Origin of the sequence: Streptomyces venezuelae (assembly GCF_008642295.1) — a bacterium.
Lineage (GTDB): Bacteria > Actinomycetota > Actinomycetes > Streptomycetales > Streptomycetaceae > Streptomyces > Streptomyces venezuelae_C.
On the sequence record NZ_CP029190.1, the window covers coordinates 2,531,152 to 2,555,147 of the forward strand.

Annotated in this window: 16 protein-coding genes and 2 pseudogenes; 8 read left to right on the plus strand and 10 right to left on the minus strand. The window is 73.9% G+C overall.

Annotated features, from left to right (window positions below; translation table 11 throughout):
* Positions 1-217 precede the first annotated feature (217 nt).
* Complete coding sequence (locus DEJ50_RS11010; RefSeq protein WP_150207414.1) at positions 218-1,003, plus strand: protein phosphatase 2C domain-containing protein; 786 nt, start codon at positions 218-220, stop codon at positions 1,001-1,003.
* A 121-nt stretch (positions 1,004-1,124) separates the two neighbouring features.
* Here the strand turns inward: DEJ50_RS11010 and DEJ50_RS11015 are convergent.
* Positions 1,125-1,415, minus strand: a pseudogene (locus DEJ50_RS11015) (CGNR zinc finger domain-containing protein); the annotation flags it as partial.
* A 5-nt stretch (positions 1,416-1,420) separates the two neighbouring features.
* Between DEJ50_RS11015 and DEJ50_RS11020 the strand changes: the two are divergent.
* Positions 1,421-1,996 (plus strand): annotated as a pseudogene (locus DEJ50_RS11020) (metallophosphoesterase); the annotation flags it as partial.
* A gap of 4 nt (positions 1,997-2,000) precedes the next feature.
* Positions 2,001-2,654 carry a LysE family translocator gene (locus DEJ50_RS11025; RefSeq protein ID WP_223837700.1) on the plus strand — a complete coding sequence of 218 codons (654 nt, stop codon included), beginning with the start codon at positions 2,001-2,003 and terminating at the stop codon, positions 2,652-2,654.
* Positions 2,655-2,684: 30 nt separating this feature from the next.
* Here the strand turns inward: DEJ50_RS11025 and DEJ50_RS11030 are convergent, their stop codons facing one another.
* The 4 genes from DEJ50_RS11030 to DEJ50_RS11045 form a co-directional block, all read right to left on the minus strand.
* Entirely contained in the window at positions 2,685-3,125 is a 441-nt protein-coding gene (locus DEJ50_RS11030; protein WP_150207418.1) for a MarR family winged helix-turn-helix transcriptional regulator, read from the minus strand.
* 70 nt (positions 3,126-3,195) lie between these two features.
* Positions 3,196-5,598: an endopeptidase La gene (gene lon, locus DEJ50_RS11035; RefSeq protein WP_150207420.1), complete on the minus strand. Its 2,403-nt coding sequence runs from the start codon at positions 5,596-5,598 to the stop codon at positions 3,196-3,198.
* Between the two features lie 119 nt (positions 5,599-5,717).
* A complete protein-coding gene (locus DEJ50_RS11040) occupies positions 5,718-6,488 on the minus strand; it encodes an SGNH/GDSL hydrolase family protein (protein ID WP_150207422.1) in 771 nt (256 codons plus the stop codon).
* Positions 6,475-7,044, minus strand: coding sequence for a PadR family transcriptional regulator (locus DEJ50_RS11045; RefSeq protein ID WP_150207424.1), 570 nt, complete (start codon positions 7,042-7,044; stop codon positions 6,475-6,477). The genes DEJ50_RS11040 and DEJ50_RS11045 overlap by 14 nt, the downstream gene beginning before the upstream one ends.
* Before the next feature lie 87 nt (positions 7,045-7,131).
* Here DEJ50_RS11045 and DEJ50_RS11050 point away from each other — a divergent pair, with 87 nt between their 5' ends.
* Positions 7,132-7,587: a nuclear transport factor 2 family protein gene (locus tag DEJ50_RS11050; RefSeq protein WP_150207427.1), complete on the plus strand. Its 456-nt coding sequence runs from the start codon at positions 7,132-7,134 to the stop codon at positions 7,585-7,587.
* Here DEJ50_RS11050 and DEJ50_RS11055 read toward each other — a convergent pair.
* Positions 7,524-8,483 carry a sulfurtransferase gene (locus DEJ50_RS11055; protein ID WP_150207429.1) on the minus strand — a complete coding sequence of 320 codons (960 nt, stop codon included), beginning with the start codon at positions 8,481-8,483 and terminating at the stop codon, positions 7,524-7,526. The genes DEJ50_RS11050 and DEJ50_RS11055 overlap by 64 nt on opposite strands.
* A 371-nt stretch (positions 8,484-8,854) precedes the next feature.
* Positions 8,855-10,168, minus strand: a complete 1,314-nt coding sequence (locus DEJ50_RS11060; protein ID WP_223837701.1) for a hypothetical protein — start codon at positions 10,166-10,168, stop codon at positions 8,855-8,857.
* A gap of 240 nt (positions 10,169-10,408) precedes the next feature.
* Between DEJ50_RS11060 and DEJ50_RS11065 the strand changes: the two genes are divergently transcribed.
* The 4 genes from DEJ50_RS11065 (at position 10,409) to DEJ50_RS11080 (ending at position 17,302) form a co-directional block, all read left to right on the plus strand.
* A complete protein-coding gene (locus DEJ50_RS11065; RefSeq protein ID WP_150207431.1) occupies positions 10,409-11,101 on the plus strand; it encodes a spermidine synthase in 693 nt (230 codons plus the stop codon).
* An 84-nt stretch (positions 11,102-11,185) separates the two neighbouring features.
* Complete coding sequence (locus DEJ50_RS11070) at positions 11,186-11,929, plus strand: response regulator transcription factor (RefSeq protein ID WP_150207433.1); 744 nt, start codon at positions 11,186-11,188, stop codon at positions 11,927-11,929.
* On the plus strand, positions 11,926-13,119 hold the full coding sequence (locus DEJ50_RS11075; protein ID WP_150207435.1) for a sensor histidine kinase: 1,194 nt from the start codon (positions 11,926-11,928) through the stop codon (positions 13,117-13,119). Before DEJ50_RS11070 ends, DEJ50_RS11075 begins: the two co-directional genes overlap by 4 nt.
* A 259-nt stretch (positions 13,120-13,378) precedes the next feature.
* A complete protein-coding gene (locus tag DEJ50_RS11080; protein ID WP_150207437.1) occupies positions 13,379-17,302 on the plus strand; it encodes a multifunctional oxoglutarate decarboxylase/oxoglutarate dehydrogenase thiamine pyrophosphate-binding subunit/dihydrolipoyllysine-residue succinyltransferase subunit in 3,924 nt (1,307 codons plus the stop codon).
* 103 nt (positions 17,303-17,405) lie between these two features.
* Here the strand turns inward: DEJ50_RS11080 and fxsT are convergent, their stop codons facing one another.
* The 3 genes from fxsT to DEJ50_RS11095 all read right to left on the minus strand — a co-directional run bounded on the left by fxsT (position 17,406) and on the right by DEJ50_RS11095 (position 23,919).
* Positions 17,406-20,387 carry an FxSxx-COOH system tetratricopeptide repeat protein gene (gene fxsT / locus DEJ50_RS11085; RefSeq protein ID WP_150207439.1) on the minus strand — a complete coding sequence of 994 codons (2,982 nt, stop codon included), beginning with the start codon at positions 20,385-20,387 and terminating at the stop codon, positions 17,406-17,408.
* A 92-nt stretch (positions 20,388-20,479) separates the two neighbouring features.
* Positions 20,480-22,609 carry an aKG-HExxH-type peptide beta-hydroxylase gene (locus DEJ50_RS34590; protein ID WP_223837702.1) on the minus strand — a complete coding sequence of 710 codons (2,130 nt, stop codon included), beginning with the start codon at positions 22,607-22,609 and terminating at the stop codon, positions 20,480-20,482.
* Positions 22,606-23,919: an FxsB family cyclophane-forming radical SAM/SPASM peptide maturase gene (locus DEJ50_RS11095; protein ID WP_150207441.1), complete on the minus strand. Its 1,314-nt coding sequence runs from the start codon at positions 23,917-23,919 to the stop codon at positions 22,606-22,608. The genes DEJ50_RS34590 and DEJ50_RS11095 overlap by 4 nt, the downstream gene beginning before the upstream one ends.
* Positions 23,920-23,996: the final 77 nt, after the last annotated feature.

The following is a 23,996-nucleotide window of genomic DNA, read 5'->3' on the forward strand; positions in this document are numbered from 1 at the left end:
CGGGTCACCCCGGGTCAGCGGGGTTCCGTGGACAGCCGGTTGAAAGATCGATGGGGGCTTTGGCAGGATGCCCGCCCGCAGATTACGCGGACCTTCCGCTTCCGGTGAGCGCCGGTTCCCGCCCCACGCCGGACATTTGGTACGGACCAGCCGGTGGGCCGATCCCGGCCACCCCTCCGCCCGTACCGCTTTCGGACATCCCGGGCAGACTGTCCCCATGCGTATCGACCTCGCCTCCGCCCCCGGAGACCCGGAACGCCCCAACGAGGACTGGCTGTCCGCCGCGCTGCCCGCCTGCGGCCAGGGCGGAGTGCTGGTCGCTCTGGACGGGGTGACCCCGCCGGCCGGGGAGGACGGGTGCGTGCACGGGGTGCCCTGGTTCACCGCCCGGCTCGGCGGCCGATTGACCGAACTGTCCGGATCGCGACGGGACATGTCCCTGGACCGGATCCTGGCCGAGGCCATTCGCGACACCGCCGCGGCACACGGGGACGGCTGTGACCTTTCTCACGTCCGTACCCCGCAGGCAACCGTGGTGGTGGCCCGCTGGGACGAGGAGTACGTCGAGCACCTGGTGCTGTCGGACTCGGTGCTGCTGCTCCAGTCGCCGGCAGGGGAGGTGACGGCGGTGCGCGACGACCGGCTCGACCGGGTTCCGCGCGAGGTGCTGCGCTCGCACGCCGCCACGGATGCGCTGCGCAATGCGTACGGGCGGGCGGATGCCTTCTTCACCGCGGCGGCCGACCCGGCGGCAGCCGGGCTCGCGGTCACCGGCCGGACCCCGCGCGCGCAGGTCCGGGCGCTGGCCGCGCTGACGGACGGCGCCGGCCGCTGGACGGAGACCTTCCGGGAGGGCGACTGGGCCGACTGCATGGCGGTACTGCGGAAGGAGGGGGCGGAGGGGCTGATCGCCCGGGTCCGCACCCTGGAATCCGACCCGGCCAGGCCCTCGGGTCGCGGGAAGCGCCACGACGACGCCTCGGCGGCCTACGCGGAGCTCTAGCCGGCCGGCCCGACGGCCTGGGGCGGCCTCGACGGCCCGGCGACCCGGGGCGGTCCCGGCCGCCCGACGGCCTCGGGCGGCCTCGCGGTCCGGCGGCCGGACCGCGTCGCCCGGACCGCGCCTACGCCCCGCCCGGGTCCGTCGTGCGGCGGCGTTCGGCGTGGCGGGCGACCCGGGCGCGGTTGCCGCAGGACGGCTTGCACCAGGCCTGGCGTCCGTGGCTCCGCAGGAAGTACCGCACGCAGCGCGGCGCCGAGCAGGACCGGAGCTGCTCGCACTGCGGCCCGGCCAGGAACTCGATCGCGGCCCGGGCCAGCCCGGCGATCAGCCCGGCCCGCGCCCGGATTTCGGCCCCGGCCTCGGGCCGCGCGTCGGCGGCCGGGTGCAGGGCTGTGGACGGGGGTTCGCCGGCGGGCAGAGGCCGCCCGGCTGCTCGACCTCCCGTTCCCGGTCCTGACCTGCCCCGGCAACCACGACGTCCGGCCCGCCTACCGCAAGGCCCTGCTCGGGGAGGCGCCCGCCGAGGGGCCGGTCAACCGGGTCCACCGCATCGGCGGCACCGCCGTCCTGATGTGCGACACCACCGTTCCCGGCCACGACCACGGCCGGATCGACGCGGAGACCGCCCGGTGGATCGACGGGACGCTCTCGGGGCTCCCGGACGGCGTCCCGGCCCTGCTCGCCTTCCACCAGCCGCCGGTGGAGGTGCACCACCCGCTGCCCGACTCCTGCCGGCTGGAGGAGCCGGAGCGGCTGGCCACACTGCTCGACGCGCATCCCCGGGTGGCCGCCGTCCTCACCGGCCACGCCCACACCGCCGCCGCCTCGTCCTTCGCCGGGCGCCCGCTGATCGTCGGGCCCGCGGTGACCTGGACCCTGCGGCTGCCCTGGGAGGGTGACGCACCGGCCGACCGGGACCAGCCGCCCGGGCTGGCCTTCCACCTGCTGGGCGAGGACGGGCGGCTGACCACCCACTTCCGCGTGGTGCCGTGACGCCTTGTCCGACCATCCGTACGTCCCTGCGTACGTCCATCCGTACGCCGTGGCCGGGTTCCTGGCGGCGGTGTTCCCGCTGATCGCGACCCCGGGGACCAGTCTGGCCCTGCTGGTGCAGCGGGTCGGGGAGGGCGGCCGGCGGCAGGCCTGGCCGGTCGTTCTCGGCACCGTCGCCGGCCTGTACGTGCACGCCGCGATGGCGGTGGCCGGGCTGTCGGCCCTGGTCGTGCACTCCGCCCGGGCCTTCACCGCCGTCCGGATCGCCGGGGCCTGCTGGCTCATCGGCCTCGGCCTGTGGACCTGGTACGCGGCCCGTCGCGCCGGGACCGCACCCGGGACCTCACCCGGGGCCTCCGGCCGGGGCGGGTCCGGCTTCCTGCAGGCGCTGCTCGCCAACGTCCTGAACCCGAAGGCCGCGTCCGTCTACCTGACCCTGGTCCCCCAGTTCATCGAGCCCGGCCGGCCGCTCCCCGCCCAGGTGCTGGTGCCGGCCACCGCCCATGCCCTGCTGCTCGCCCTCTGGCTGCTCGGCTGGACGGTACTGGTCCGGCGGGCGTCGGGGGTGCTGCGGCGGCCCGGGTTCCGGGCCGCGCTGGGCCGGGTCACCGCGGTGGTGCTGATCGGCCTGGGCATCCGTACCGCCGTGGCGGCCTGAGGCCCCGGGGCCCGCCGCCGGGCTCCGGGGCTAGTCCGTCCCCTGGTTCAACTGGTGCAGCAGCCGGGCCAGTTCCGCCACCTCGCCGCGGTCCCAGCCGGCCAGCTTGCGCATGTAGCGGACCCGCCGGGCGTCGCGGACCTTCAGGAACCGCTCCCGGCCCTCCGGGGTGAGGCCGACCTGGAAGGCCCGGCCGTCCGCCGGGTCCTGCTCGCGGGCCACCAGGCCGAGGTCCTCCAGGGCCCGCAGCTGCCGGCTCATGGTCGCCTTCCCCACCCCGAAGTAGGCCGCGAGATCGGTGGCCCGCTGCCGGCCGGCGTCCTCCAGCCGTACGAGCAGCCCGTACGCGGCGGGCTCCAGCTCGGGGTGGAGTTCGCGGGCCATCTCCCCGGAGGAGGCCCGGGCGCGCCGGAGGAAGACGGACAGCTCCCGCTCCAGCGCGAGGAACTCCTGGTCTTCGCTCCCGTGCACGTGCTGCTCCCGTCGTGGCTGTGTGGGGCCTGTCGGGACCAGTATTTCCCAGCGCCCCGGCCCCGGGGGATCAGGCGGCCGTGGTGACCGCGAGCTCCGCCTCCTGCAGGGCCAGCTCCAGGACCTGCCGCACGTCCGTGACGGGGTGCACCTCCAGCCGCTCCAGGACCTCGGCCGGCACATCGTCCAGATCGGCCTCGTTCCGCTTCGGGATGATCACGGTGGTCAGCCCGGCCCGGTGCGCGGCCAGCAGCTTCTGCTTGACCCCGCCGATGGGCAGCACCCGGCCGGTCAGCGAGACCTCGCCGGTCATGGCCACATCGGTGCGGACCTGGCGGCCGGACAGCAGGGAGGCGAGCGCCGTCGTCATGGTGATGCCCGCGCTCGGGCCGTCCTTGGGCACCGCGCCGGCCGGGAAGTGGATGTGCACTCCCCGTTCCTTCAGCCCGGTGACCGGGAGTTCCAGCTCCGCGCCGTGGGAGCGCAGGAAGCTGAGCGCGATCTGCGCGGATTCCTTCATCACCTCGCCGAGCTGGCCGGTCAGGGTCAGTCCGGCCGCGCCGGTCTCCGGGTCGGCGAGCGAGGCCTCGACGAAGAGCACGTCCCCGCCCGCCCCGGTGACGGCGAGGCCGGTGGCCACGCCGGGCACGGCGGTCCGCCGCTCGGCCGGGTCCTGCGCGGACTCCGGTACGTGGTGCGGGCGCCCGATCAGCGCGCGCAGGTCCTGCTCGGTGATGGTGAACGGCAGCTCCCGCTCCCCCAGCTCGTGCTGGGAGGCCACCTTGCGCAGCAGCCGGGCGATGGACCGCTCCAGGGTCCGTACGCCGGCCTCGCGGGTGTACTCGCCGGCCAGCTTCCGCAGGGCCGGCTCCTCCAGGGTCACCTCGTCGGCGCCGAGTCCGGCCCGCTCCAGCTGGCGCGGCAGCAGGTGGTCGCGGGCGATGACCACCTTCTCGTCCTCGGTGTACCCGTCGAGCCGGACCAGGTCCATCCGGTCGGCCAGCGCCTCCGGGATGGCTTCCAGCACATTGGCGGTGGCCAGGAAGACCACGTCGCTCAGGTCCAGTTCCACCTCCAGGTAGTGGTCCCGGAAGGTGTGGTTCTGGGCCGGGTCGAGGACCTCCAGCAGGGCGGCTGCCGGGTCGCCGCGGAAGTCGGAGCCCACCTTGTCGATCTCGTCGAGGAGCACCACCGGGTTCATGGACCCGGCCTCCTTGATGGCCCGGACGATCCGCCCGGGCAGCGCGCCCACGTACGTACGCCGGTGGCCGCGGATCTCCGCCTCGTCGCGGACGCCGCCGAGCGCGACGCGCACGAACTTCCGGCCCATCGCGTGCGCCACGCTTTCGCCGAGGCTCGTTTTTCCGACACCCGGAGGGCCTACCAGCGCCAGCACGGCCCCGCCGCGCCGGCCGCCGACCACGCCGAGCCCGCGCTCGCCGCGCCGCTTGCGGACGGCCAGGTACTCGGTGATCCGGTCCTTCACATCGCTCAGCCCGGCGTGCTCGGCGTCCAGTACCGCCCGGGCCCCGCGGATGTCGTACGCGTCCTCGGTCCGCTCGTTCCAGGGCAGCTCCAGGACGGTGTCCAGCCAGGTCCGGATCCAGGAGCCCTCCGGGGACTGGTCGCTGGACCGCTCCAGCTTCTCGACCTCCTTCAGCGCGGCTTCCCGCACCTTCTCCGGCAGGTCGGCTGCCTCGACCCGGCTGCGGTAGTCGTCGGCCGCCTCGCCCTCGCCGTCCCCGTTCAGCTCGCGCAGCTCCTTGCGGACCGCCTCCAGCTGACGCCTCAGCAGGAACTCGCGCTGCTGCTTGTCCACGCCCTCCTGGACGTCCTTGGCGATGGACTCGGCGACGTCCTGTTCGGCGAGGTGGTCGCTGAGCCACTTCACGGCGAGTTTCAGGCGGGCGACCGGGTCGGCGGTCTCCAGCAGCTCGACCTTCTGGGCCACCGTCAGGAACGGTGAGTACCCCGAGTTGTCGGCCAGCGCCGACACCCCTTCGATCTGCTGCACCCGGTCGACGACCTGCCAGGCCCCGCGTTTCCTCAGCCAGCTGGTGGCGAGGGCCTTGTACTCCTTGACCAGCTCGGTGACGGCTCCGGGCAGCGGATCGGGGGTGTGCTCCTCCACCACCTCGCCCTCCACCCACAGGGCGGCACCCGGCCCGGTGGTCCCGGCGCCGATCCGGACCCGGCCGAGCCCGCGGATCAGCGCGCCCGGGTCCCCGTCGGACAGCCGCCCCACCTGCTCGACGGTCCCCAGCACACCCGTCCCGGCGTACGTGCCGTCAACCCGCGGCACGAGCAGCACCCGGGGCTTCCCGCTGCCGCTCCCGGCCGCCGCCTGCGCGGCCTCCACGGCCCCGCGCACCTCGGCGTCGGTCAGGTCCAGCGGAACCACCATCCCGGGCAGCACGACCTCGTCGTCGAGCGGCAGCACGGGCAGGGTGAGCGATACGGACGTCGAAGCCATGATCTTCCCTCCGGCAGTGAAGTTGAGCTATGCCGACTCAATGCACCTGCGCCGCCCAATGTTCCCCAACCCCCGTTCGCCTCCGGCGAACACGTTGGCCGCGGCCGTCACAGGGGCCGTCACAGGGGCCGGAGGTCAGGGCGTTTGGCCGTACGGAGGGTGCCCGAGGAGCGGCCGGTGAGGCGGCGGGCGAGCCAGGGGGCGAGGAAGCCGGCCGCCCAGCGGAGTTCGGCCGCGGCCACCCGGTGGGCGGGCCGGGGCGGCAGCGGCGGCAGCGGCCGGGTCCAGCCGTCGTCGCTGCCGGGCAGGCCGAGGGCGTGGGCGAGAGCGGCGGCGATCCGCTCGTGGCCGAGCGGGGCGGCGTGGAGCCGGTCCGCGCTCCACAGCCGGGGGTCGGCGGCGACGGCGTACCGGCCGGTCTCGGCGACGGTGACCCCGTGCCGGGAGGCCGCGGCGCGGATACGGGAGTTCAGCTCGGACACCCGGGGCCGCAGCGGCCGGGCGAGCGGCACGACCGCCCCGACGTCGGGGAAGGTCACGGTGGCCACCCGGACCCCGGCCGAGGTGAGTTCGGCGAACATCGCCTCCAGGTGTCCGGCCACCTGGGCCGCGTCGAAGCGGGGCCGCAGCAGGTCGTTGACCCCGGCGACCACGGTGGCCAGGTCGGGGCGCAGGGCCAGGGCGGGTTCCAGCTGTTCGGCGCGGACCTGGCCGGCCAGGCGGCCCCGGACCGCCAGATTGGCGTACCGGAGACCGGGGTTCACGGCCGCCAGGTGCTCGGCGAGGCGGTCGGCGAAGCCGCGCAGGCCGGTGCTGTCGTCGCCGTCGCCGAGCCCTTCGGTCTGGCTGTCGCCCAGGGCCACGTAGCGCAGCAACTCACCGCTCGACATGGCCGGCCTGCCGTTCCCGCAGGATGCCGGCGATCCGCCGGCACCAGTCCCGGTGCTCCTGCTCGAAGGTCAGGCCGCGCAGGCAGGTCAGGTAGCCCCCGATCCGCTCGCCCCGGCGCAGGAACTCCTCCTCGTCCGCGTCCCCGCGGAGCTGCCGCAGCAGCGCGCCGAGCAGCTGGATCTTGGCCTCGGCGGCGACCGCCCGCTCCTCCAGCTGTTCGATCACCGCGGTGGTGCCGATCCGGTCGGCGGCCTGGACCTTGACGAGCAGGTCGTCGCGGATGAACGAGGGCTTCGAGGGGGCCTCGGCGAAGGCCTCCAGCTCGGCCCGGCCGGCCGCGGTGACCCGGAACAGCCGCTTGTTGGGCCGGGTCTCCTGGACCACCTCCCGGCCCTCGACCAGCCCTTCCCGCTCCAGCTTGGCCAGCTCGGCGTAGAGCTGCTGGGGCAGGGCGTGCCAGAAGTTCGCCACGCCGATGTCGAAACCCTTCGCCAGCTGGTACCCGCTGTACTCGCCGTCCAGCAGCGCCGCCAGCACGGCATGCCGCAGAGCCATGAAGCCGCCCTTCCCTTTCGTCTCACCTCCCTGCACCATACTCAAGAAACTGACTAATCAGATTCATGACCATGAGGAGATCGGGGCATGGACACCGTGAACACCGCCACAGAAACCGCCGCACGTTTCCGCACCGCCGTGGAGCAGCGTGATCACTCCGCGCTGGAGGAGCTGTTCACCGAGGACATCCGCCTGTACAGCCCGGTGAAGTTCACCCCCTTCGAGGGCCGGCCGATGGTCCTGGGGCTGTTCGGGGTGCTGCTGCGGATCTTCGAGGACCTGCGGTATGTCGGGCACTTCGAGGGCGCTGCCGAGACGGCGGTCGACGGCGAGGAGGCCCCGTCGGTGATCCTGCCCTTCCGGGCCACCGTGGACGGCCGGCAGATCCACGGCATCGACCTGCTCCAGTTCGACGAGCAGGGCCGGGTCAAGGAGTTCACCGTGATGGTGCGCCCGCAGTCGGCCGTGCAGGCGCTGGGTCAGGCGGTACTGGCCGGCCTGGTGGCGGACGGACTCGTCCCCGCCGCTCCCGGAACTCCCTGAGCTCCCTGAATCACCGGGAGGGCGGAGGGCCGTCCCCAGTCGCTCCAGGAGCCGTCGTAGACCGCGAGCTCGGGGTGACCGGCCAGGTCGGCGGCGAGGGCGAGGACGCAGGCGGTCACCCCGGAGCCGCAGCTGAAGTAGAGCTTCTCCGCGGCCGGGGCGAGGGCGTCGAAGGCGGCGCGGAGCTCGGCGGCCGGGCGCATCCGGCCGTCCGCGGTCCGGACCTCGGCGAAGGGGAGGCTGAGCGCACCCGGCATATGGCCGGCCCGCAGGCCGGGGCGGGGTTCGGGGGCGGTACCGGCGAAGCGGTCGCGGGTACGGGCGTCGAAGACGGCGGCGGCCGGGTCGGCCAGGGCGGCGAGCACCTCGGTGCTGTCGACCAGCAGCCCGGGCCGCGGCCGGGCGGTGAAATCGCCGCGCGGACCGTCGTACGCCGCCGGGGCGGGCTCCACCGGGAGCCCGGCCGCGGTCCAGGCGGGCAGCCCACCGTCGAGGACCGCGACACGGTCGAAGCCCATGGCGCGGAGCATCCACCAGGCGCGGGCGCTGGAGTAGATGCCGGCGGCGTCGTAGACGACGACCGTGCTGGTGTCGTCTACGCCGAGGGCGCGTAGGGCTTCGGTGAAGGCGGTGGCCGTCGGCATGGTGTGCGGCACAGGCGAGCTGTGGTCGGACAGCTCACCGTCGAGATCGAAGGGCCGCGCCCCGGGTATCCGCACGGCCCCACCCCGATGCGCCCCGACGGACGCATCGAACACCACCACCCCACTCCCCCGCCCCACCCCACCCAGCCACTCGGCACTGACCAGCGGCCCGGACCATGGCTCCGCGGCGGGGGTGGTGGGGGCGGTTGGGGCCTGCGGCCCCGTGCCGATGACGGGCTGACGGTCGGTCATGCAGGGCCTCCAGGAGGGGACAGGGGTCGATGATGCAGCGGCTGACGACTGACCGCAGGCCGGGTGGCCGCAGGCCGCAGGCCGCAGGCCGGGTGGCCGCAGGCCGCAGGCCGCAGGCCGGGTGGCCGCAGGCCGCAGGCCGGGTGGCCGCAGGCCGCAGGCCGCAGGCCGGGTGGCCGCAGGCCGCAGGCCGCAGGCCGGGTGGCCGCAGGCCGCAGGCCGCAGGCCGGGTGGCCGCAGGCCGCAGGCCGCAGGCCGGGTGGCCGCAGGCCGGGTGGCCGCAGGCCGGGTGGCCGCAGGCCGGGTGGCCGCAGGCCGGGTGGCCGCAGGCCGCAGGCCGGGTGGGTGCCGGGCCGCCGGGCCGGAGGGGGTCAGGGGGTGCATTGGCCTGGGTGGGCGTAGAGGGCGATTCTGGCGCCGCGGGTTTCGCGGACTTCGCACAGGTCGAACTGGCTGACCAGGGTCTGTCGTTTCACGACCTCGCGCGGGTACGGGTCGCGCGGCTGGTCCGGTGGGTCCAGCAGGACCACCACCCGGGGCGTGGTGAAGAGGCGGGCCCGGATCTCCTGAGAGCCGAGCTCCGTGCCCTGGAGGGTGCGGGAAGCCGCCGGCGGCTCGGCCAGCGCCAGGTCGTGCAGGCCCCCGTACACCTCCGGGGAGGACAGCAGCCACTCGCGCCGCCGGGCCGGCATGAACAGCACCGCATCCCCCGGCCGGGCGGTGGCCCGTACCGCGTCGGCCACGGCCAGCACATCGTCCTTGCGGCTCTCCGGCGTACGGAGCCACAGCGACCACGGCACGGCCGCCGCCACCAGCACCGCGGTCAGCGGCACCAGCATCCGCACCCGGGCCGCACCGGCCAGCAGCGCGAGCCCGGCCAGGGAATAGAGCACGTACCGGTCCACGTACCAGGGGTGGACCAGCGAGACCGTCATCAGCAGCCCGGCCGGCAGCAGTGCCAGCGGCAGCGCAACCCGGACCAGTTCCCGGTCCGCCCCCCGGGCAAGCAGCAGCGAGACCGCCACCACCACGGCGTACGCCGCCCAGTCCGCTCCCTTCGGCCGGCCCAGCCAGCCCAGCTGCTGCGCCGCCTGTCCCGCGCTGAGCGCCGCGAGCGGCAGCACCAGGAGGACCACCGCCACCGCGCTGCGCCGCCAGCCGCGCACCCGCCAACCGGCGACGGCATGCGCGAACAGCGCCAGCACGGCGAACTCGTGCAGCCAGCAGGCGAGGACGAGCAGCACCGTGTATTGCACCCACCACCGGCGCACCAGCAGATACGTCGCCCAGATCACGGCGGCGGCCACCAGCGCGTACGAGCGGCCCTCCTGCGCGTACATCTGGACCGGCGGCAGCAGCGCGTACAGCAGCCCGGCGCACAGCCCGGCCCGCTCGGCGGCCAGCCGGTGGCCGATCGCCGCGACCCCGGCCGCGGCGAGGGCGGTGGCGGCCACCGAAGGCAGCCGCAGCGCCCACAGCCCGCCGTCCCAGACGGCGAACACCGCGTGCATCAGCAGGTAGTAGAGGCCGTGCACGGCGTCGACCTGTCCCAGCAGCTCCACCAGCTCGCCGACCGGACGGTGGGCGACCTGCCAGGTCACCGACTCGTCGCGCCACATGCTGCCGCCCCGCTCGAGGCCCCACAGCCCGAGCAGGAGAGCGAGGGCCGCGGGCGGGAGCAGCACGCGCCACGGTGCGCTGCGCCACGGTGCGATGCGGCCGATGACTGCCTCCGGGTGCTTTCCGTGCGGGAGCGGGGACTCCCCCGCCCGTTCATGGTCGACGGGATCAGACCTTACGGGGGGTGGGAGGCGTGGGCTCCCCGGGTTTCGGTCCGCACGGTTCCGCCGAGCCGCCGGTCCGGCGCGACCTGACACAGTCCGGCCCGCCGGAACACCGCCCCCGGGGGCTTCGTTGTGCCCCGTATGACAGCCCCCGTTACCCTCGACCGCCGCCACGGTCCCCATGGTGAGGTCGTCCTGCGCCGCCGGGACGCGGCGGATCCGGTCCACAAGATCCCGGTCTACGAGATCATCGCCAACGGCTGCTTCCTGATGGACACCTCCGACGGCCGCTCGGAGCGGCTGCTGGTGGACGCCGCCTGGCTGGCCCTCGATCCGCCTCCGGAGAACCCCTCCGTGCTCATCGGCGGCCTCGGCGTCGGTTTCTCGCTGGCCCATGCCTCCGCACAGGCCCACTGGGGCCGGATCGTGGTTGCCGAGCGTGAGCAGGCGATCATCGACTGGCACCGCTCCGGACCGCTTGGCACGGTCACCGGGGCCGCCCTCGCCGACTCCCGGGTAACGATCCTGTACACCGATCTGGTGTCCCACTTGCACGCGTCACCTGACCGATACGACGCCCTCTGTCTGGACATCGACAACGGACCCGACTGGACCGTCACCGAGGACAACCAGTCCCTCTACTCGCCCGCCGGACTCGCCGCCTGCCGCGCCCGGTTGACCCCCGGAGGGGTGCTCGCCGTCTGGTCCGCACAACCGTCCGCGGCGTTCGAAGAAGCAATGCGGAATGCCGGATTCAGCTCGGTACGGACGGAAGAGGTGCCCGTTGCCCGAGGTGTCCCGGACGTGGTCCATCTGGGCCGGAACCCCCGGTAGACCCCGCATGGCCGCAGGCCGGTGGCTCCTCTACGCTGCACCCCATTACGCGGACCACCGGGTTCGGGCGGGGACGAGGGCGGGATGACGGAACAAACACACACCACCCAGAACAGCGCCGCGGCGACCCCCGGCGCCCAGCGTCGCGTGCTCGTCGTCGAGGACGACCAGACCATCGCCGACGCGATCGCGGCCCGGCTGCGCGCCGAGGGCTTCCAGGTGCAGACGGCGGGCGACGGCCCGGCGGCCGTGGCCGCCGCCGAGAGCTGGCAGCCGGAGCTGCTGGTGCTCGACGTGATGCTGCCCGGATTCGACGGCCTGGAGGTCTGCCGCCGGGTCCAGGCGCAGCGGCCGGTACCGGTGCTGATGCTCACCGCCCGTGACGACGAGACCGACATGCTGGTCGGCCTCGGGGTCGGCGCGGACGACTACATGACCAAGCCCTTCTCCATGCGCGAGCTGGCGGCGCGGGTGCACGTGCTGCTGCGCCGGGTCGAGCGGGCCACCATCGCCGCGACCGCCCCGCGCGGCTCCACCCTGCGGCTGGGCGACCTGGAGATCGACCACGCACAGCGGCGGGTCCGGGTGCAGGCCGAGGACGTGCACCTCACGCCCACCGAGTTCGACCTGCTGGTCTGCCTGGCCGGCACCCCGCGCGCGGTCCTCTCCCGGGAGCAGCTGCTCGCCGAGGTGTGGGACTGGGCCGACGCCTCCGGGACCCGTACGGTCGACAGCCACATCAAGGCGTTGCGCCGCAAGATCGGCGCCGAGCGGATCCGTACGGTCCACGGCGTCGGGTACGCCCTGGAGACCCCGGCGGGGGCATGAGCTCCGCCGGGGGCACCCGGGACCCCCACGGCAGCCGGGGCCCCCACGGCACCCGGGACCCCCACAGCGCCCGCATCGCCCACGGCGCCCGCGAGGCGCGCACCGGTCGCAGCGTGCGCCGGCCTCCCGGCCAGGGGCTGCGCCCCTTCTCGCCGTTCTCGATCAAGACCAAGCTCGGCACCCTGGTAGTCGTCTCGGTCTTCATCACCACCGGGCTGCTGATGGTGGCCCTGCGGACCAAGACCGAGGTCCGGTTCATCACGGTCTTCTCGGTGATCGCCTCGATGCTGATCACCCAGTTCGTGGCGCACAGCCTCACCGCGCCGCTGGACAAGATGACCACCGTGGCCCGGGCGATCTCCCAGGGCGACTACACCCGCCGGGTGCGTGGCGCCGAGCGCCGGGACGAGCTCGGCGACCTGGCCGCGACCATCAATCTGATGGCGGACGACCTGGAGGCGGTGGACCGGCACCGCCGGGAGCTGGTCGCCAATGTCTCGCACGAGCTCCGCACCCCGATCGCGGCCCTGCGGGCGGTGCTGGAGAACGTGGTGGACGGGGTCTCGGCCGCCGATCCGGAGACCATGCGGACGGCGCTGAAGCAGACCGAGCGGCTGGGCCGGCTGGTGGAGACCCTGCTGGACCTGTCCCGCGTGGACAACGGGGTGGTCCCGCTGAAGGCGCGCCGCTTCGAGGTGTGGCCGTACCTGTCGGGCGTACTCAAGGAGGCCGGGCTGGCCGCCGGTCAGCGCGGCGCGCTGGCCTCCGGCTCCGGCAACCACACCCGCAAGGACGTCCACCTGCACCTGGACGTGTTCCCGCCCGACCTGACGGCGCACGCGGATGCGGAGCGGCTGCACCAGGTGGTGGCCAATCTGATCGACAACGCGGTCAAGCACAGCCCCCAGCACGGCCGGGTGACCGTGCGCGCGCGGCGCGGCGAGGCGCCCGGCAGTCTGACCCTGGAGGTCCTGGACGAGGGCCCCGGCATCCCGGAGAAGGAGCGCCACCGGGTCTTCGAGCGGTTCAACCGGGGCAGTGCCCGGGGCGGCGACGGGGGCACCGGACTGGGCCTGGCGATCGCCCGCTGGGCGGTCGGTCTGCACGGCGGGCACATCGGTGTGGCCGAATCCTCCCGCGGCTGCCGGATCCTCGTCACCCTGCCGGGCAGCCCGAAGGCCGCAGGTTGACGTAGGGTTCGAGACGGGAAGGAGATGATCTCGGCCACACGTGCCCGGGATCCGTCAGGGGTGCGAAGCCAGGGGGCCGCAACCACGGTCAGCCCTACCCGAACCACGCTTGTTTCCCGCCATTCCACCCGGTGAAACCCGCCGTTGGATGTGACCTGCACGACGGATCTCCCGCCCGGTCTGCATCTGACCGCCAGGGAGGCGTAGCCTTTATTCCCGCTGTCCATACCTTGTGAAGCGGAAGAGGGCGGTTGCCGCCGTGTCGCCACAGTCCCCCAGTAACCCGAGCACCACGACCGAAGCAGCAGAGGGCGGGAAGACCCCTGCCTCAGGCAGCTTCGGTGCCAATGAGTGGCTCGTCGACGAGATCTATCAGCAGTACCTCCAGGACCCGCATTCGGTCGACCGGGCCTGGTGGGACTTCTTCGCCGACTACAAGCCGGGTGGCGCTGCCGCCCCGGTGAAGGCGGAGCAGCCCACGACGACGGACGGCGCCTCCGCACAGGCCGCCGCCACCGCCGTCACCTCCGTCGCCGCGACCCCGGCTCCCGCCCAGGCTCCCGCCCAGGCCCCGCAGGCCACCGACGCAGCCGCCACGGGGGCGGCCGGCGCCGCGCCCGCTCCGGCCGCCGCGCCGACGCCGACGCCCGCGCCCGTGTCAGCTCCTGCCCCTGCTCCTGCCACCCCCTCTGGTGCCCCTGCTGTGACTGTCACCTCCCAGACCCCGGCCGCTGCACCGGCCCCGGTCGCTCAGGTTCCCGCTCCCGCCGCCTCCGCCGCCCCCAAGGCCGCGCCCGCCACCGAGGCCCCCGCCGGCCCCGAGCTGGTGACGCTCCGCGGCCCGGCCGCCGCCGTGGCGAAGAACATGAACGCCTCCCTGGAGGTGCCGACGGCCACGTCCGTCCGCGCCGTCCCGGTGAAGCTGCTGTTCGACAACCGCATCGTCATCAACAACCACCTCAAGCGCGCCCGGGGCGGGAAGATCTCCTTCACGCACCTGATCGGCTACGCGATGGTGCAGGCCATCAAGGCCATGCCGTCGATGAACCACTCCTTCGCGGAGAAGGACGGCAAGCCCACCCTGGTCAAGCCGGAGCACGTGAACTTCGGTCTCGCCATCGACCTGGTGAAGGCCAACGGCGACCGCCAGCTCGTCGTCGCCGGCATCAAGAAGGCCGAGACCCTCAACTTCTTCGAGTTCTGGCAGGCCTACGAGGACATCGTCCGCCGCGCCCGGGTCGGCAAGCTGACCATGGACGACTTCACCGGCGTGACGGTCTCCCTCACCAACCCCGGCGGCCTCGGCACCGTCCACTCCGTGCCCCGCCTGATGCCCGGACAGTCGGTCATCATGGGCGTCGGCTCCATGGACTACCCCGCCGAGTTCCAGGGCACCTCCCAGGACACCCTGAACAAGCTGGGCATCTCCAAGGTCATGACCCTGACCTCGACCTACGACCACCGGGTCATCCAGGGTGCCGCCTCCGGCGAGTTCCTGCGGATCGTCGCGAACCTCCTGCTCGGCGAGGACGGCTTCTACGACGACGTCTTCGAGTCGCTGCGCATCCCGTACGAGCCGGTCCGCTGGCTCCGGGACATCGACGCCAGCCACGACGACGACGTCACCAAGGCCGCCCGGGTCTTCGAGCTGATCCACTCCTACCGGGTCCGCGGCCACGTCATGGCCGACACCGACCCGCTGGAGTACAAGCAGCGCAAGCACCCCGACCTCGACATCACCGAGCACGGCCTCACCCTGTGGGACCTGGAGCGCGAGTTCGCGGTCGGCGGCTTCTCCGGCAAGTCGATGATGAAGCTCCGCGACATCCTCGGCGTGCTGCGCGACTCGTACTGCCGCACCACCGGCGTCGAGTTCATGCACATCCAGGACCCCAAGCAGCGCAAGTGGATCCAGGACCGCATCGAGCGCCCGCACTCCAAGCCGGAGCGCGAGGAGCAGCTGCGGATCCTGCGCCGCCTGAACGCGGCGGAAGCCTTCGAAACCTTCCTGCAGACGAAGTACGTCGGCCAGAAGCGCTTCTCCCTGGAGGGCGGCGAGTCCGTCATCCCGCTGCTCGACGCGGTCATCGACTCCGCCGCCGAGGCCCGCCTCGAAGAGGTCGTCATCGGCATGGCCCACCGCGGCCGGCTGAACGTCCTGGCGAACATCGTCGGCAAGTCGTACGCGCAGATCTTCCGCGAGTTCGAGGGCAACCTCGACCCGAAGTCGATGCACGGCTCCGGCGACGTGAAGTACCACCTGGGCGCCGAGGGCACCTTCACCGGCCTGGACGGCGAGCAGATCAAGGTCTCGCTGGTCGCCAACCCCTCCCACCTGGAGGCGGTCGACCCGGTCCTGGAGGGTGTCGCCCGCGCCAAGCAGGACGTCATCAACAAGGGCGGCACGGACTTCACGGTGCTGCCGCTCGCGCTGCACGGTGACGCGGCCTTCGCCGGCCAGGGCGTGGTCGCCGAGACCCTGAACATGTCGCAGCTGCGCGGCTACCGCACCGGCGGCACGGTCCACGTCGTGATCAACAACCAGGTCGGCTTCACCGCCGCCCCGGAGTCCTCGCGTTCCTCGATGTACGCGACCGACGTGGCCCGCATGATCGAGGCGCCGATCTTCCACGTGAACGGCGACGACCCGGAGGCCGTGGTCCGCGTGGCGCGGCTGGCCTTCGAGTTCCGCCAGGCGTTCAACAAGGACGTGGTCATCGACCTCATCTGCTACCGCCGCCGCGGCCACAACGAGTCGGACAACCCGGCGTTCACGCAGCCGCTGATGTACGACCTGATCGACAAGAAGCGCTCGGTGCGCAAGCTGTACACCGAGTCCCTCATCGGTCGCGGTGACATCACCCTGGAAGAGGCCGAGCAGGCGCTCCAGGACTTCCAGGGCCAGCTGGAGAAGGTCTTCGCGGAGGTCCGTGAGGCCGCCGCGCAGCCGGCCGTGGGCGCGCCGGTCCCGGCCGAGCAGGGCGAGTTCCCGGTCGCCGTGACCACCGCGGTCTCCCAGGACGTCGTCAAGCGGATCGCCGAGTCCCAGGTCACCATCCCCGAGGGCGTCACCGTCCACCCGCGTCTGCTGCCGCAGCTGCAGCGCCGCGCGGCGATGATCGACGAGGGCACCATCGACTGGGGCATGGGCGAGACCCTCGCCTTCGGCTCCCTGCTGATGGAGGGCACCCCGGTCCGGCTGTCCGGCCAGGACTCCCGCCGCGGTACGTTCGGCCAGCGCCACGCGGTCCTCATCGACCGGGAGACCGGCGAGGACTACACCCCGCTGCTGTACCTGTCGGACGACCAGGCCCGCTTCAACGTCTACGACTCGCTGCTCTCCGAGTACGCGGCCATGGGCTTCGAGTACGGCTACTCGCTGGCCCGCCCGGACGCGCTGGTGCTGTGGGAGGCGCAGTTCGGTGACTTCGTCAACGGCGCGCAGACCGTTGTGGACGAGTTCATCTCCTCCGCGGAGCAGAAGTGGGGCCAGACCTCCGGCGTCACCCTGCTCCTCCCGCACGGCTACGAGGGCCAGGGCCCGGACCACTCCTCGGCCCGCCCGGAGCGCTTCCTCCAGCTCTGCGCGCAGAACAACATGACGGTCGCGATGCCGACCCTGCCGTCGAACTACTTCCACCTCCTCCGGTGGCAGGTCCACAACCCGCACCACAAGCCGCTGATCGTCTTCACCCCGAAGTCGATGCTGCGTCTGAAGGCGGCGGCGTCGAAGGCGGAGGAGTTCACGACGGGCGCGTTCCGCCCGGTCATCGGCGACTCCACCGTGGACCCGAACGCCGTCCGGAAGGTCGTCTTCTGCGCGGGCAAGGTCTACTACGACCTGGAGGCCGAGCGGGAGAAGCGCGGCATCACGGACACCGCGATCATCCGCATCGAGCGGCTGTACCCGCTGCCCGGTGCCGAGCTCCAGGCCGAGATCGCCAAGTTCCCGAACGCGGCGAAGTACATCTGGGCGCAGGAGGAGCCGGCGAACCAGGGTGCCTGGCCGTTCATCGCGCTGAACCTGATCGACCACCTGGACCTGGCGGTCGGCGCGGACATCCCGGCGGGCGAGCGCCTGCGCCGGATCTCCCGCCCGCACGGCTCGTCGCCGGCGGTCGGTTCCGCGAAGCGCCACCAGGCGGAGCAGCAGCAGCTGATCTCCGAGGTCTTCGAGGCGTAGCCGGCTGACACCGGCCCCATCCCGGCCGAACGGAAGGCCCGGCCCCCATCCCAGGGGGCCGGGCCTTCCGGCATCCGCTGCGCTGGTCCAGCCGGGCCGGAGGCTACGGCTGGGGTTCGAAGTCCCAGTACGGGCGCATGCGCTGGCGGGCCGAGACCGTGTGGACGTGTTGCGGACCGAGGGTGCGGGCCAGCGACTTCAGGCCCGCGTCCTCGTGTTTCTGGGCCTCCTCCATCCGGCCCATGGACCTCAGGTCGGCGGCCAGGGCGATCTGCGCGGTCAGGGTCATCGGGTGGTCCCCGCCCAGCACCTGTTCCGTGGTCCGCAGGGTGTCCCGGCCCAGGTCCAGCGCATCGGCGTAGCGGTCGGTGATGTTCCGGCAGCCGGCCGCGTTGACGGCGCAGCCCAGCGTCCAGGGGTGCCGGTCGCCCAGGGCGCCCCGCATCCCGACCAGTGCCTGCTCGCACAGGCTGAGCGCGGCCTGGCGCTCGCCCTGGGCCCGCAGGACCAGGCCGAGGTTGCCGACCGTGCCGATGCTGTACGGGTGGGCCAGGCCCAGCTGGGTCTGGTAGCCCCGGACGACCTCCTCGGAGATCCGCCGGGCCTCGTCGATGTCCCCGTACTCGCGGAGGTAGGTGGCGTAGTCGGAGGCCACCATCAGGGTCCACGGGAAGGTGGCCCCGTGGACCCGGGTGGAGCGTTCCAGGACGCTGCGCAGCCGGGCGCCCGCGCCGGCGATGTCTCCCGAACGGCGCAGGCACATGCCCAGGTTGTGTTCGGCCCGCAGGGTCTGCGGATGGTTCTCGCCGAGCACGGTGGCGTTGAGCTTGAGGCCCTGTTCCTGCCGGGCCAGCGCCTCCCGGTAGCGGCCCATCAGGCGCAGCCCCATCGCGCAGCCGATACCGCTGGACAGGGTGGCGATGTGCCGGACCCGGAGCACCCGCTCGCGGCGGCGCAGGGTGTCGAGGTCGGCCTCGTAGGACTCCTGGTAGCGGCCGAGCAGGCGGAGGACGACGGCGACGTTGTTCTCCGCGTTGAGGGTCATGGAGTCGTCCTCGCCGAGGAGTTCGCGGTAGCCGGCGAAGCAGTGCTCCAGCAGGGTGCGGGCCTGTTCGAACCTGGCGGTGTTCAGCAGCACCGCCGAATAGGTGCTGATGGCCCGCAGGGTCTCCAGGTCGCGGTCGCCGCGTTCGGCGGTCAGCCGGTCGGCGATGGTCTTGCTGAGCACCTCCGCGCGGCGGAAGTGGCCGAGCATCCGCAGTGCGCTGCCGTAGTGGTAGCTGAGTTCGCGGACCTGGTCGTGGTGCTCGCCGAGCATGTCCCGCCAGGCGTCGTCGGTCTCCTCGGCAAGGCGCAGGCAGGTCCGGTACTCGCCGGCCAGGATCAGGTAGCGCAGGCAGTGCAGCAGGAAGTTCTGGATCCGCGGGTTGGAGCTGGTGAGCACCCCGGCCGATTCCAGGTGCGGGATGAGTTCGGCGTAGCGGGGCCAGAGCCGGGAGTCGGTGGGCCGGCCGGGGTCGGCGGCGGCCAGCACCTGCCGTACCGCGCGGGCCAGCTGGTCCGCCTCCTCCTCGCTGAGGTTCTCGCGGACGATGCCGTGGACCATCCGGTGCAGCTGGACGGTCTCGGTACCGCCGCCGCCCTCCTCCACGGCCAGGTCGGAGTACTCCAGCCGGACCACGGAGAACTGCACCAGCTTGTTGAGCGCGGCGTTCCACCGGACCTGGTCGTTGATCAGGCCGGCCAGCTGTTCGGGTACGTCGTCGGCGGGGAACTCGCGCAGCAGCCGCAGCGGCACCCGGCCGGGGGCGAAGAACACGAACAGCCGGAGCAGGGCGAGGGCGTCGGGGTAGTTCTCCCGGACGTTGTTGAGGAGTATCGCCAGGGCGGTGGGGAACGGCAGCGGGTAGTCGTCGGAGACGGTGACCGCCTCCCGGGAGTCCAGCCGGCGCCGCAGCAGCTGGAGGTAGTCGCCCACGGTGAGCGGGGAGTCGGCGAGCCAGCCGGCCGTCTGGTCGAGGGCCAGGGGGTAGTCCTCCAGAGCCTCGGCGAGCTGGTCGGCCTCCTCCCCGGTCAGCCGCAGCGCCCGGCGGCGGATGAAGGTGATGGACTCGGGCCGGGCGTAGAGGGGGACTTCGACCAGGTGGGTGTGGCGGGAGGCCCATTCCCGGTTCCGGGAGGTGATGATCACGTCGCCGGAGCCGGCGGGCAGCAGGTCGGTGAGGTCGTCGGGGCTGTCGCAGCCGTCGAAGACCAGCAGCCAGCGGTGGTACGGGTTCCCGCGGCGCAGCGCCTCCAGCACGCCGCGGATCTGCTCGCCGTAGCTGCCGGCGCCGCGGGGCAGGCCGAGGGCCGGGGCGAGGTCGGCGAGCCGCTCGCGGAGGGTGGGCCGGTCCTCGGCGGGCACCCACCACACCACGTCGTACTCGGAGGCGAACCGGTAGGCGTACTCGGTGGCGACCTGGGTCTTGCCCACCCCGGAGAGTCCGAGGAGCGTGACGATGGAGGCGCCGGCCGGGGCGTCGGCGAGGGCCGCCCGCAGCCGGCCGATGACATCGTTGCGGCCGGTGAAGCGGGGGTTGCGGCGCGGTACCCGGCCCCAGATCTCGGGCGGGTCGTTGGGGAACCGGGGTCCGCGGCGGCCGGTTTCGGCGCCGACCCGGTCGGTGGGCAGCTCCAGCCGGCGCAGCACCCGGTACTCGGCCTCGTACGAGTCCAGGCCCCACAGGTCGGTCTTCTCCAGTGCGGCCACCGCGGTGGGCAGCGGCGCATCGGTGAGGCAGACCGCGGCGAACCGGTCGGGGTGCGCCTCGGTGACCGTACGGAGAGCGGTGTTCCACTCCTCTTCGGTGTGGGTTCCGGCGGAGAAGTAGCGTTCGCTGAGCACCAGGAGGACCCGGCCCGCGGCGCGGGCCAGGTCGTCGAGGGCCTCGGTGAGGCCGGGGCTGCGCTGCGGGTCCCAGCGTTCGAGGGTGACGCGGTGGCCGTGCTCTTCCAGCCGGTGGGCGATCCACACGGCCCAGGGGCGGTTGAACCCGGCGAAGCTGATGACGAAGCGCTGGGCGTGCACGGCACTGTGGGTCATGCTGGCCGTCTCCCTGAGATCCGGGTGGTGGACGGGGGTGACCTGCGTATCGAGAAGAAAATGTAGCGCAGGTCACACGGGGTGACACGGGGTCAGCCGGGTGCGGACGCCACGAGTTCGGGGTGGGCCGCGCGCCAGGCGCGGCGTTCCCGGTCCAGGGCGCGGCGGGCGGTGGCGTGCTGGTCCCCGGGCGGTGGCAGTTCGTCCATGGCCTGTTCGGCGGCGACCATTCCGGCGACGAACTCGGCTCCGGCCCGGGTGAGTTGGGGCTCCTGGCCGAGGACCGGCAGGACGGCGGCCACCTGGGCGCGGCAGCGGGCGTGTCCGGCCCAGGCGGCGCGGGCCCCGTAGAGGGCGGCCCGCTGCCAGTAGCCGGCCAGCGCGAGATGCGCGTACGCCCCGTGCAGGAGCCCTTCCAGGGGGCGGGGATCGGTGCGCCAGGGGGCCCAGTAGCGGTGGCTGCGGTCGGCGGTGTGCAGCGGCAGGACGTCGGTGAGGGCGCCGAGCTTCCCGTGCTGCACCTCGTGGACCAGGGTGGCGGCGAGCGCGGGCGGGGCCTGGCCGCGGACGAGTACGGACCCGGCCGCGGCGGGCAGGGTGGCGCCGGCCGACCGGGAGCCGCCGGCCAGCGGGACGACGGAGCGCAGCAGGGCGCCGATCTCGCCCGCCCGGGCGGTGTCGTAGCGCTCCAGCAGGGTGAGGGCGCCGGCCCACTGGGTGTCCCAGCGCTTGTGGCCCTTGGGGGTGAGCCGGCGGGCCGGGCGGACGGGCCCTTCCCGGCCGGGCGCCCGGTAGGGGTCGAGGTCGTCGAGGACGGCCCGGCCGCCGGGCAGGGCGTGCAGCGGCAGCACGGCGGGGTCGGCGGGGTCCCAGCACCGCTCCCCGGCGGTGAACAGGCCCGGCCGGGGCGGGCGCAGCAGTCCGAGGGTGGGCAGGGCGATCCGCCCGTGTACGGGCCGCAGGGTGGCCTTGAAGGCGATGCCGGCCCGCAGGGCGGCGGCCACCGCGAGGGCGCCGAGGTGGGCGAGGTCGGCGGGCGGGCCGGCCCGGTCGTGCAGGCGCCGCAGGGTTTCCTCGGCCCAGACCCCGGTGGAGGGGTAGAGGAGTACGTCGCGCACGGCGCCGGGGTCCTGCCGCTCGGCCTCTTCGAGCAGCGCCCAGTGGGACTGCGCCTCGCCCTGGGGTGCCGCGTCCAGCACCGCTCTCAGCAGGACCAGCCGCTTGGACCAGCGGATGTCCTGGACCAGCCGGATGCCGTCGGGTGAGGGCTCGGTGGAGGCGATGGCCCGCAGGGTGGCCCGGGACACCTCGAACGGGACCGGCCGCACACTGCCGTCGGCGGCGCCGGTGCCGGTGCCGGTGCCGGCCGTCGTGCCGGTGCCGGCCGCGGCGCCGGCCGCAGCGCCTGTGCCACCCGTGCCGGCCGCGGCGCCGGTGCGCCGCGGGCCGGGCAGGGGCGCGGCGGCGGCCGAGCCACGCGCAACGCCGGTGCCGGCCGTGCCACCCGCGCCGCGGGTACCGCCCGCAACGCCGGTGCCAGCCGTGCCGCCCGCGGCGCCCGTGCCGGCCGTGCCGCCGGTGCCGTCGGCGACGCCCGTGTCGGCCGCGGCGCCCGCCCGCCGCGGGCCGGGCAGGTCCGCGGCGGCGGCCGAGCCACCCGGGACGCCGGTGCCAGCCGTGCCGGCCGTGCCGCCCAGGCCGTCCGCGACGCCGGTGCCGTCGGCAACGCCCGTGTCGGCCGCGGCGCCCGCCCGCCGCGGGCCGGGCAGGTCCGCGGCGGCGGCCGAGCCACCCGGGACGCCGGTGCCAGCCGTGCCACCCTCGCCGCGGGTACCGCCCGCAACGCCGGTGCCAGCCGTGCCGGCCGTGCCGCCCAGGCCGTCCGCGACGCCGGTGCCGTCGGCAACGCCCGTGCCGCCCGCGGGGGCGGTGCCGGCCGCGGCGTCCGTGGCACTCGCGGCGCCGGTAACACCGGCGAGGCCCGCCTCGGCCGCAGCACCGGTACCGGCCGCGGCGTTCGTGTCGGCCGCGGCGCCCGCTTGTCGCGGGTGCGGCAGGTCCGTGGCGGCCGGGCCCGGTTCCGGCCCGCGCCCGGCTGGCGTGGCTCCGCCGCGCGGGGTCGGCACCACCGGGCCTTCGGAGCCGCGGGCCGGGGCGGGCCGCAGCCCGCCGCCTCCCGGCGACCGGCGGTCCGGCGCGCCTGCGCCTTCCGCGGGCCTCATGAGGCCACCCCGCGGTCGGCGGCGGGCCTTGGCCCGCGCTGTCCCGGCACCCCCGGCACCCCGCCGTGGGGGCGGGTTGCGCCGGTGGCCGCCCGGTGGACGGCGGTGGCGATATGGCGGATCAGGTGCTGGAGGTCGGCGCAGTACACCGACGGCTGCCGGAAACCCTCCCCGGGCCGGTAGCGGTGCGGGTAGTGGCCGCCGCCGCAGACCCCGACCAGATCGCAGGACCGGCAGCCGTCGGCCAGCGCCTCCCTGCCGAGCTGGCGGGCGGCCAGCCCGGGGTGGTCGAGGAGTTCGTCGAAGCTGTTCCCGGCCAGGGTGAGCCCGGTGCCGGCGGCGCCCTCGTACGCGGATTTCAGCGAGTCGGCCTGCTCGATGCCGCCGTCCGTCTCGATGACGGCGGTCTCGGCGGGGGCCAGGCCCAGGGATTCGGTGGCGGCGGGCAGCCCCAGCAGCAGGGCGATGACCTCCTCGAACAGCCGGATGCGGGTGCGGCGCACGCCGTCGTGCCACCACCGGTCGAAGACGGCGATCAGCCAGTCCGCGTACGGGGTGGTGCCGGGGCGGGAACCGGGCGGCGGGGTGCTCCAGTTGGCCAGCGGCAGCAGCAGCCCGACCGCGGGCGGGGCGAAGGCGAGCAGCGAGGCGTACGTCTCCACCGGGTCCTGGGCCGGGTCGATCACGCACAGCACCCCCGCATAGCTCTCCGGACGGCGGGCGAGCAGCCGCAGCCCGCGGGCGGCGGCGGGGAAGCCGGGCCGGCCGGAGTGGTCCACGCGCCGCAGGTTGTGGACCGGCAGGCCCCCGTCGAGGCTGACGCCGACCCGGACCCCGGCCGCGGCCAGGGCGTCCAGCCGGCCGGTGGTGAGCAGGGTGCCGTTGGTCTGGACGGTGGCGGTGACCTTGGTGCCGGGGGCCCGGCGGGCGAGTTCGGCGCGGATGGCGGTGACCGGGGCGGTGAGCTCCGCGGTGGGCGCGATCAGCGGCTCGCCGCCGTGCAGCACCAGGTCCACCCGGGGCAGTGCGTGGGCGGCGGCGTGCTCGGCGATCCGGGCGGCTGCCAGGGTGATGGTGTCGGGGCTCATCGCCGCGGGGCGGGTGCGCCAACTCTGGTCGGCCATGGCGTAGACGTAGCAGTACGTACAGGCGAGATTGCATCGGCTGCGTGTCTTCAGGACGAACTGCCGGATCGGGTACGGGGGGTGACCGGCGGCGCGCAGCCCGGGGACGTCCAGCAGGGCATACGGCCAGGGGGCGTGGCGGTGGTGTGCGGACAGTACGGAATCCTCCGTGGTCGGATGCCTCATCGCCTGCTCCTCCCTCCCCCAGCTGCCGCTGGGAGGCGCCCCCGGCGGACTGACCATCCCTGCCCTCCGGATCCCCG

What these genes read in the sequence shown, in the direction of transcription:
- DEJ50_RS11010 (WP_150207414.1), top strand. Translation starts at nt 218, where the DNA reads ATGCGTATCGACCTCGCCTCCGCCCCCGGAGACCCGGAACGCCCCAAC.
- lon (WP_150207420.1), bottom strand. Translation starts at nt 5,598, where the DNA reads ATGGCTTCGACGTCCGTATCGCTCACCCTGCCCGTGCTGCCGCTCGAC.
- DEJ50_RS11040 (WP_150207422.1), bottom strand. Translation starts at nt 6,488, where the DNA reads ATGTCGAGCGGTGAGTTGCTGCGCTACGTGGCCCTGGGCGACAGCCAG.
- DEJ50_RS11045 (WP_150207424.1), bottom strand. Translation starts at nt 7,044, where the DNA reads ATGGCTCTGCGGCATGCCGTGCTGGCGGCGCTGCTGGACGGCGAGTAC.
- DEJ50_RS11050 (WP_150207427.1), top strand. Translation starts at nt 7,132, where the DNA reads ATGGACACCGTGAACACCGCCACAGAAACCGCCGCACGTTTCCGCACC.
- DEJ50_RS11055 (WP_150207429.1), bottom strand. Translation starts at nt 8,483, where the DNA reads ATGACCGACCGTCAGCCCGTCATCGGCACGGGGCCGCAGGCCCCAACC.
- DEJ50_RS11065 (WP_150207431.1), top strand. Translation starts at nt 10,409, where the DNA reads ATGACAGCCCCCGTTACCCTCGACCGCCGCCACGGTCCCCATGGTGAG.
- DEJ50_RS11070 (WP_150207433.1), top strand. Translation starts at nt 11,186, where the DNA reads ATGACGGAACAAACACACACCACCCAGAACAGCGCCGCGGCGACCCCC.
- DEJ50_RS11075 (WP_150207435.1), top strand. Translation starts at nt 11,926, where the DNA reads ATGAGCTCCGCCGGGGGCACCCGGGACCCCCACGGCAGCCGGGGCCCC.
- fxsT (WP_150207439.1), bottom strand. Translation starts at nt 20,387, where the DNA reads ATGACCCACAGTGCCGTGCACGCCCAGCGCTTCGTCATCAGCTTCGCC.
- DEJ50_RS34590 (WP_223837702.1), bottom strand. Translation starts at nt 22,609, where the DNA reads ATGAGGCCCGCGGAAGGCGCAGGCGCGCCGGACCGCCGGTCGCCGGGA.
- DEJ50_RS11095 (WP_150207441.1), bottom strand. Translation starts at nt 23,919, where the DNA reads ATGAGGCATCCGACCACGGAGGATTCCGTACTGTCCGCACACCACCGC.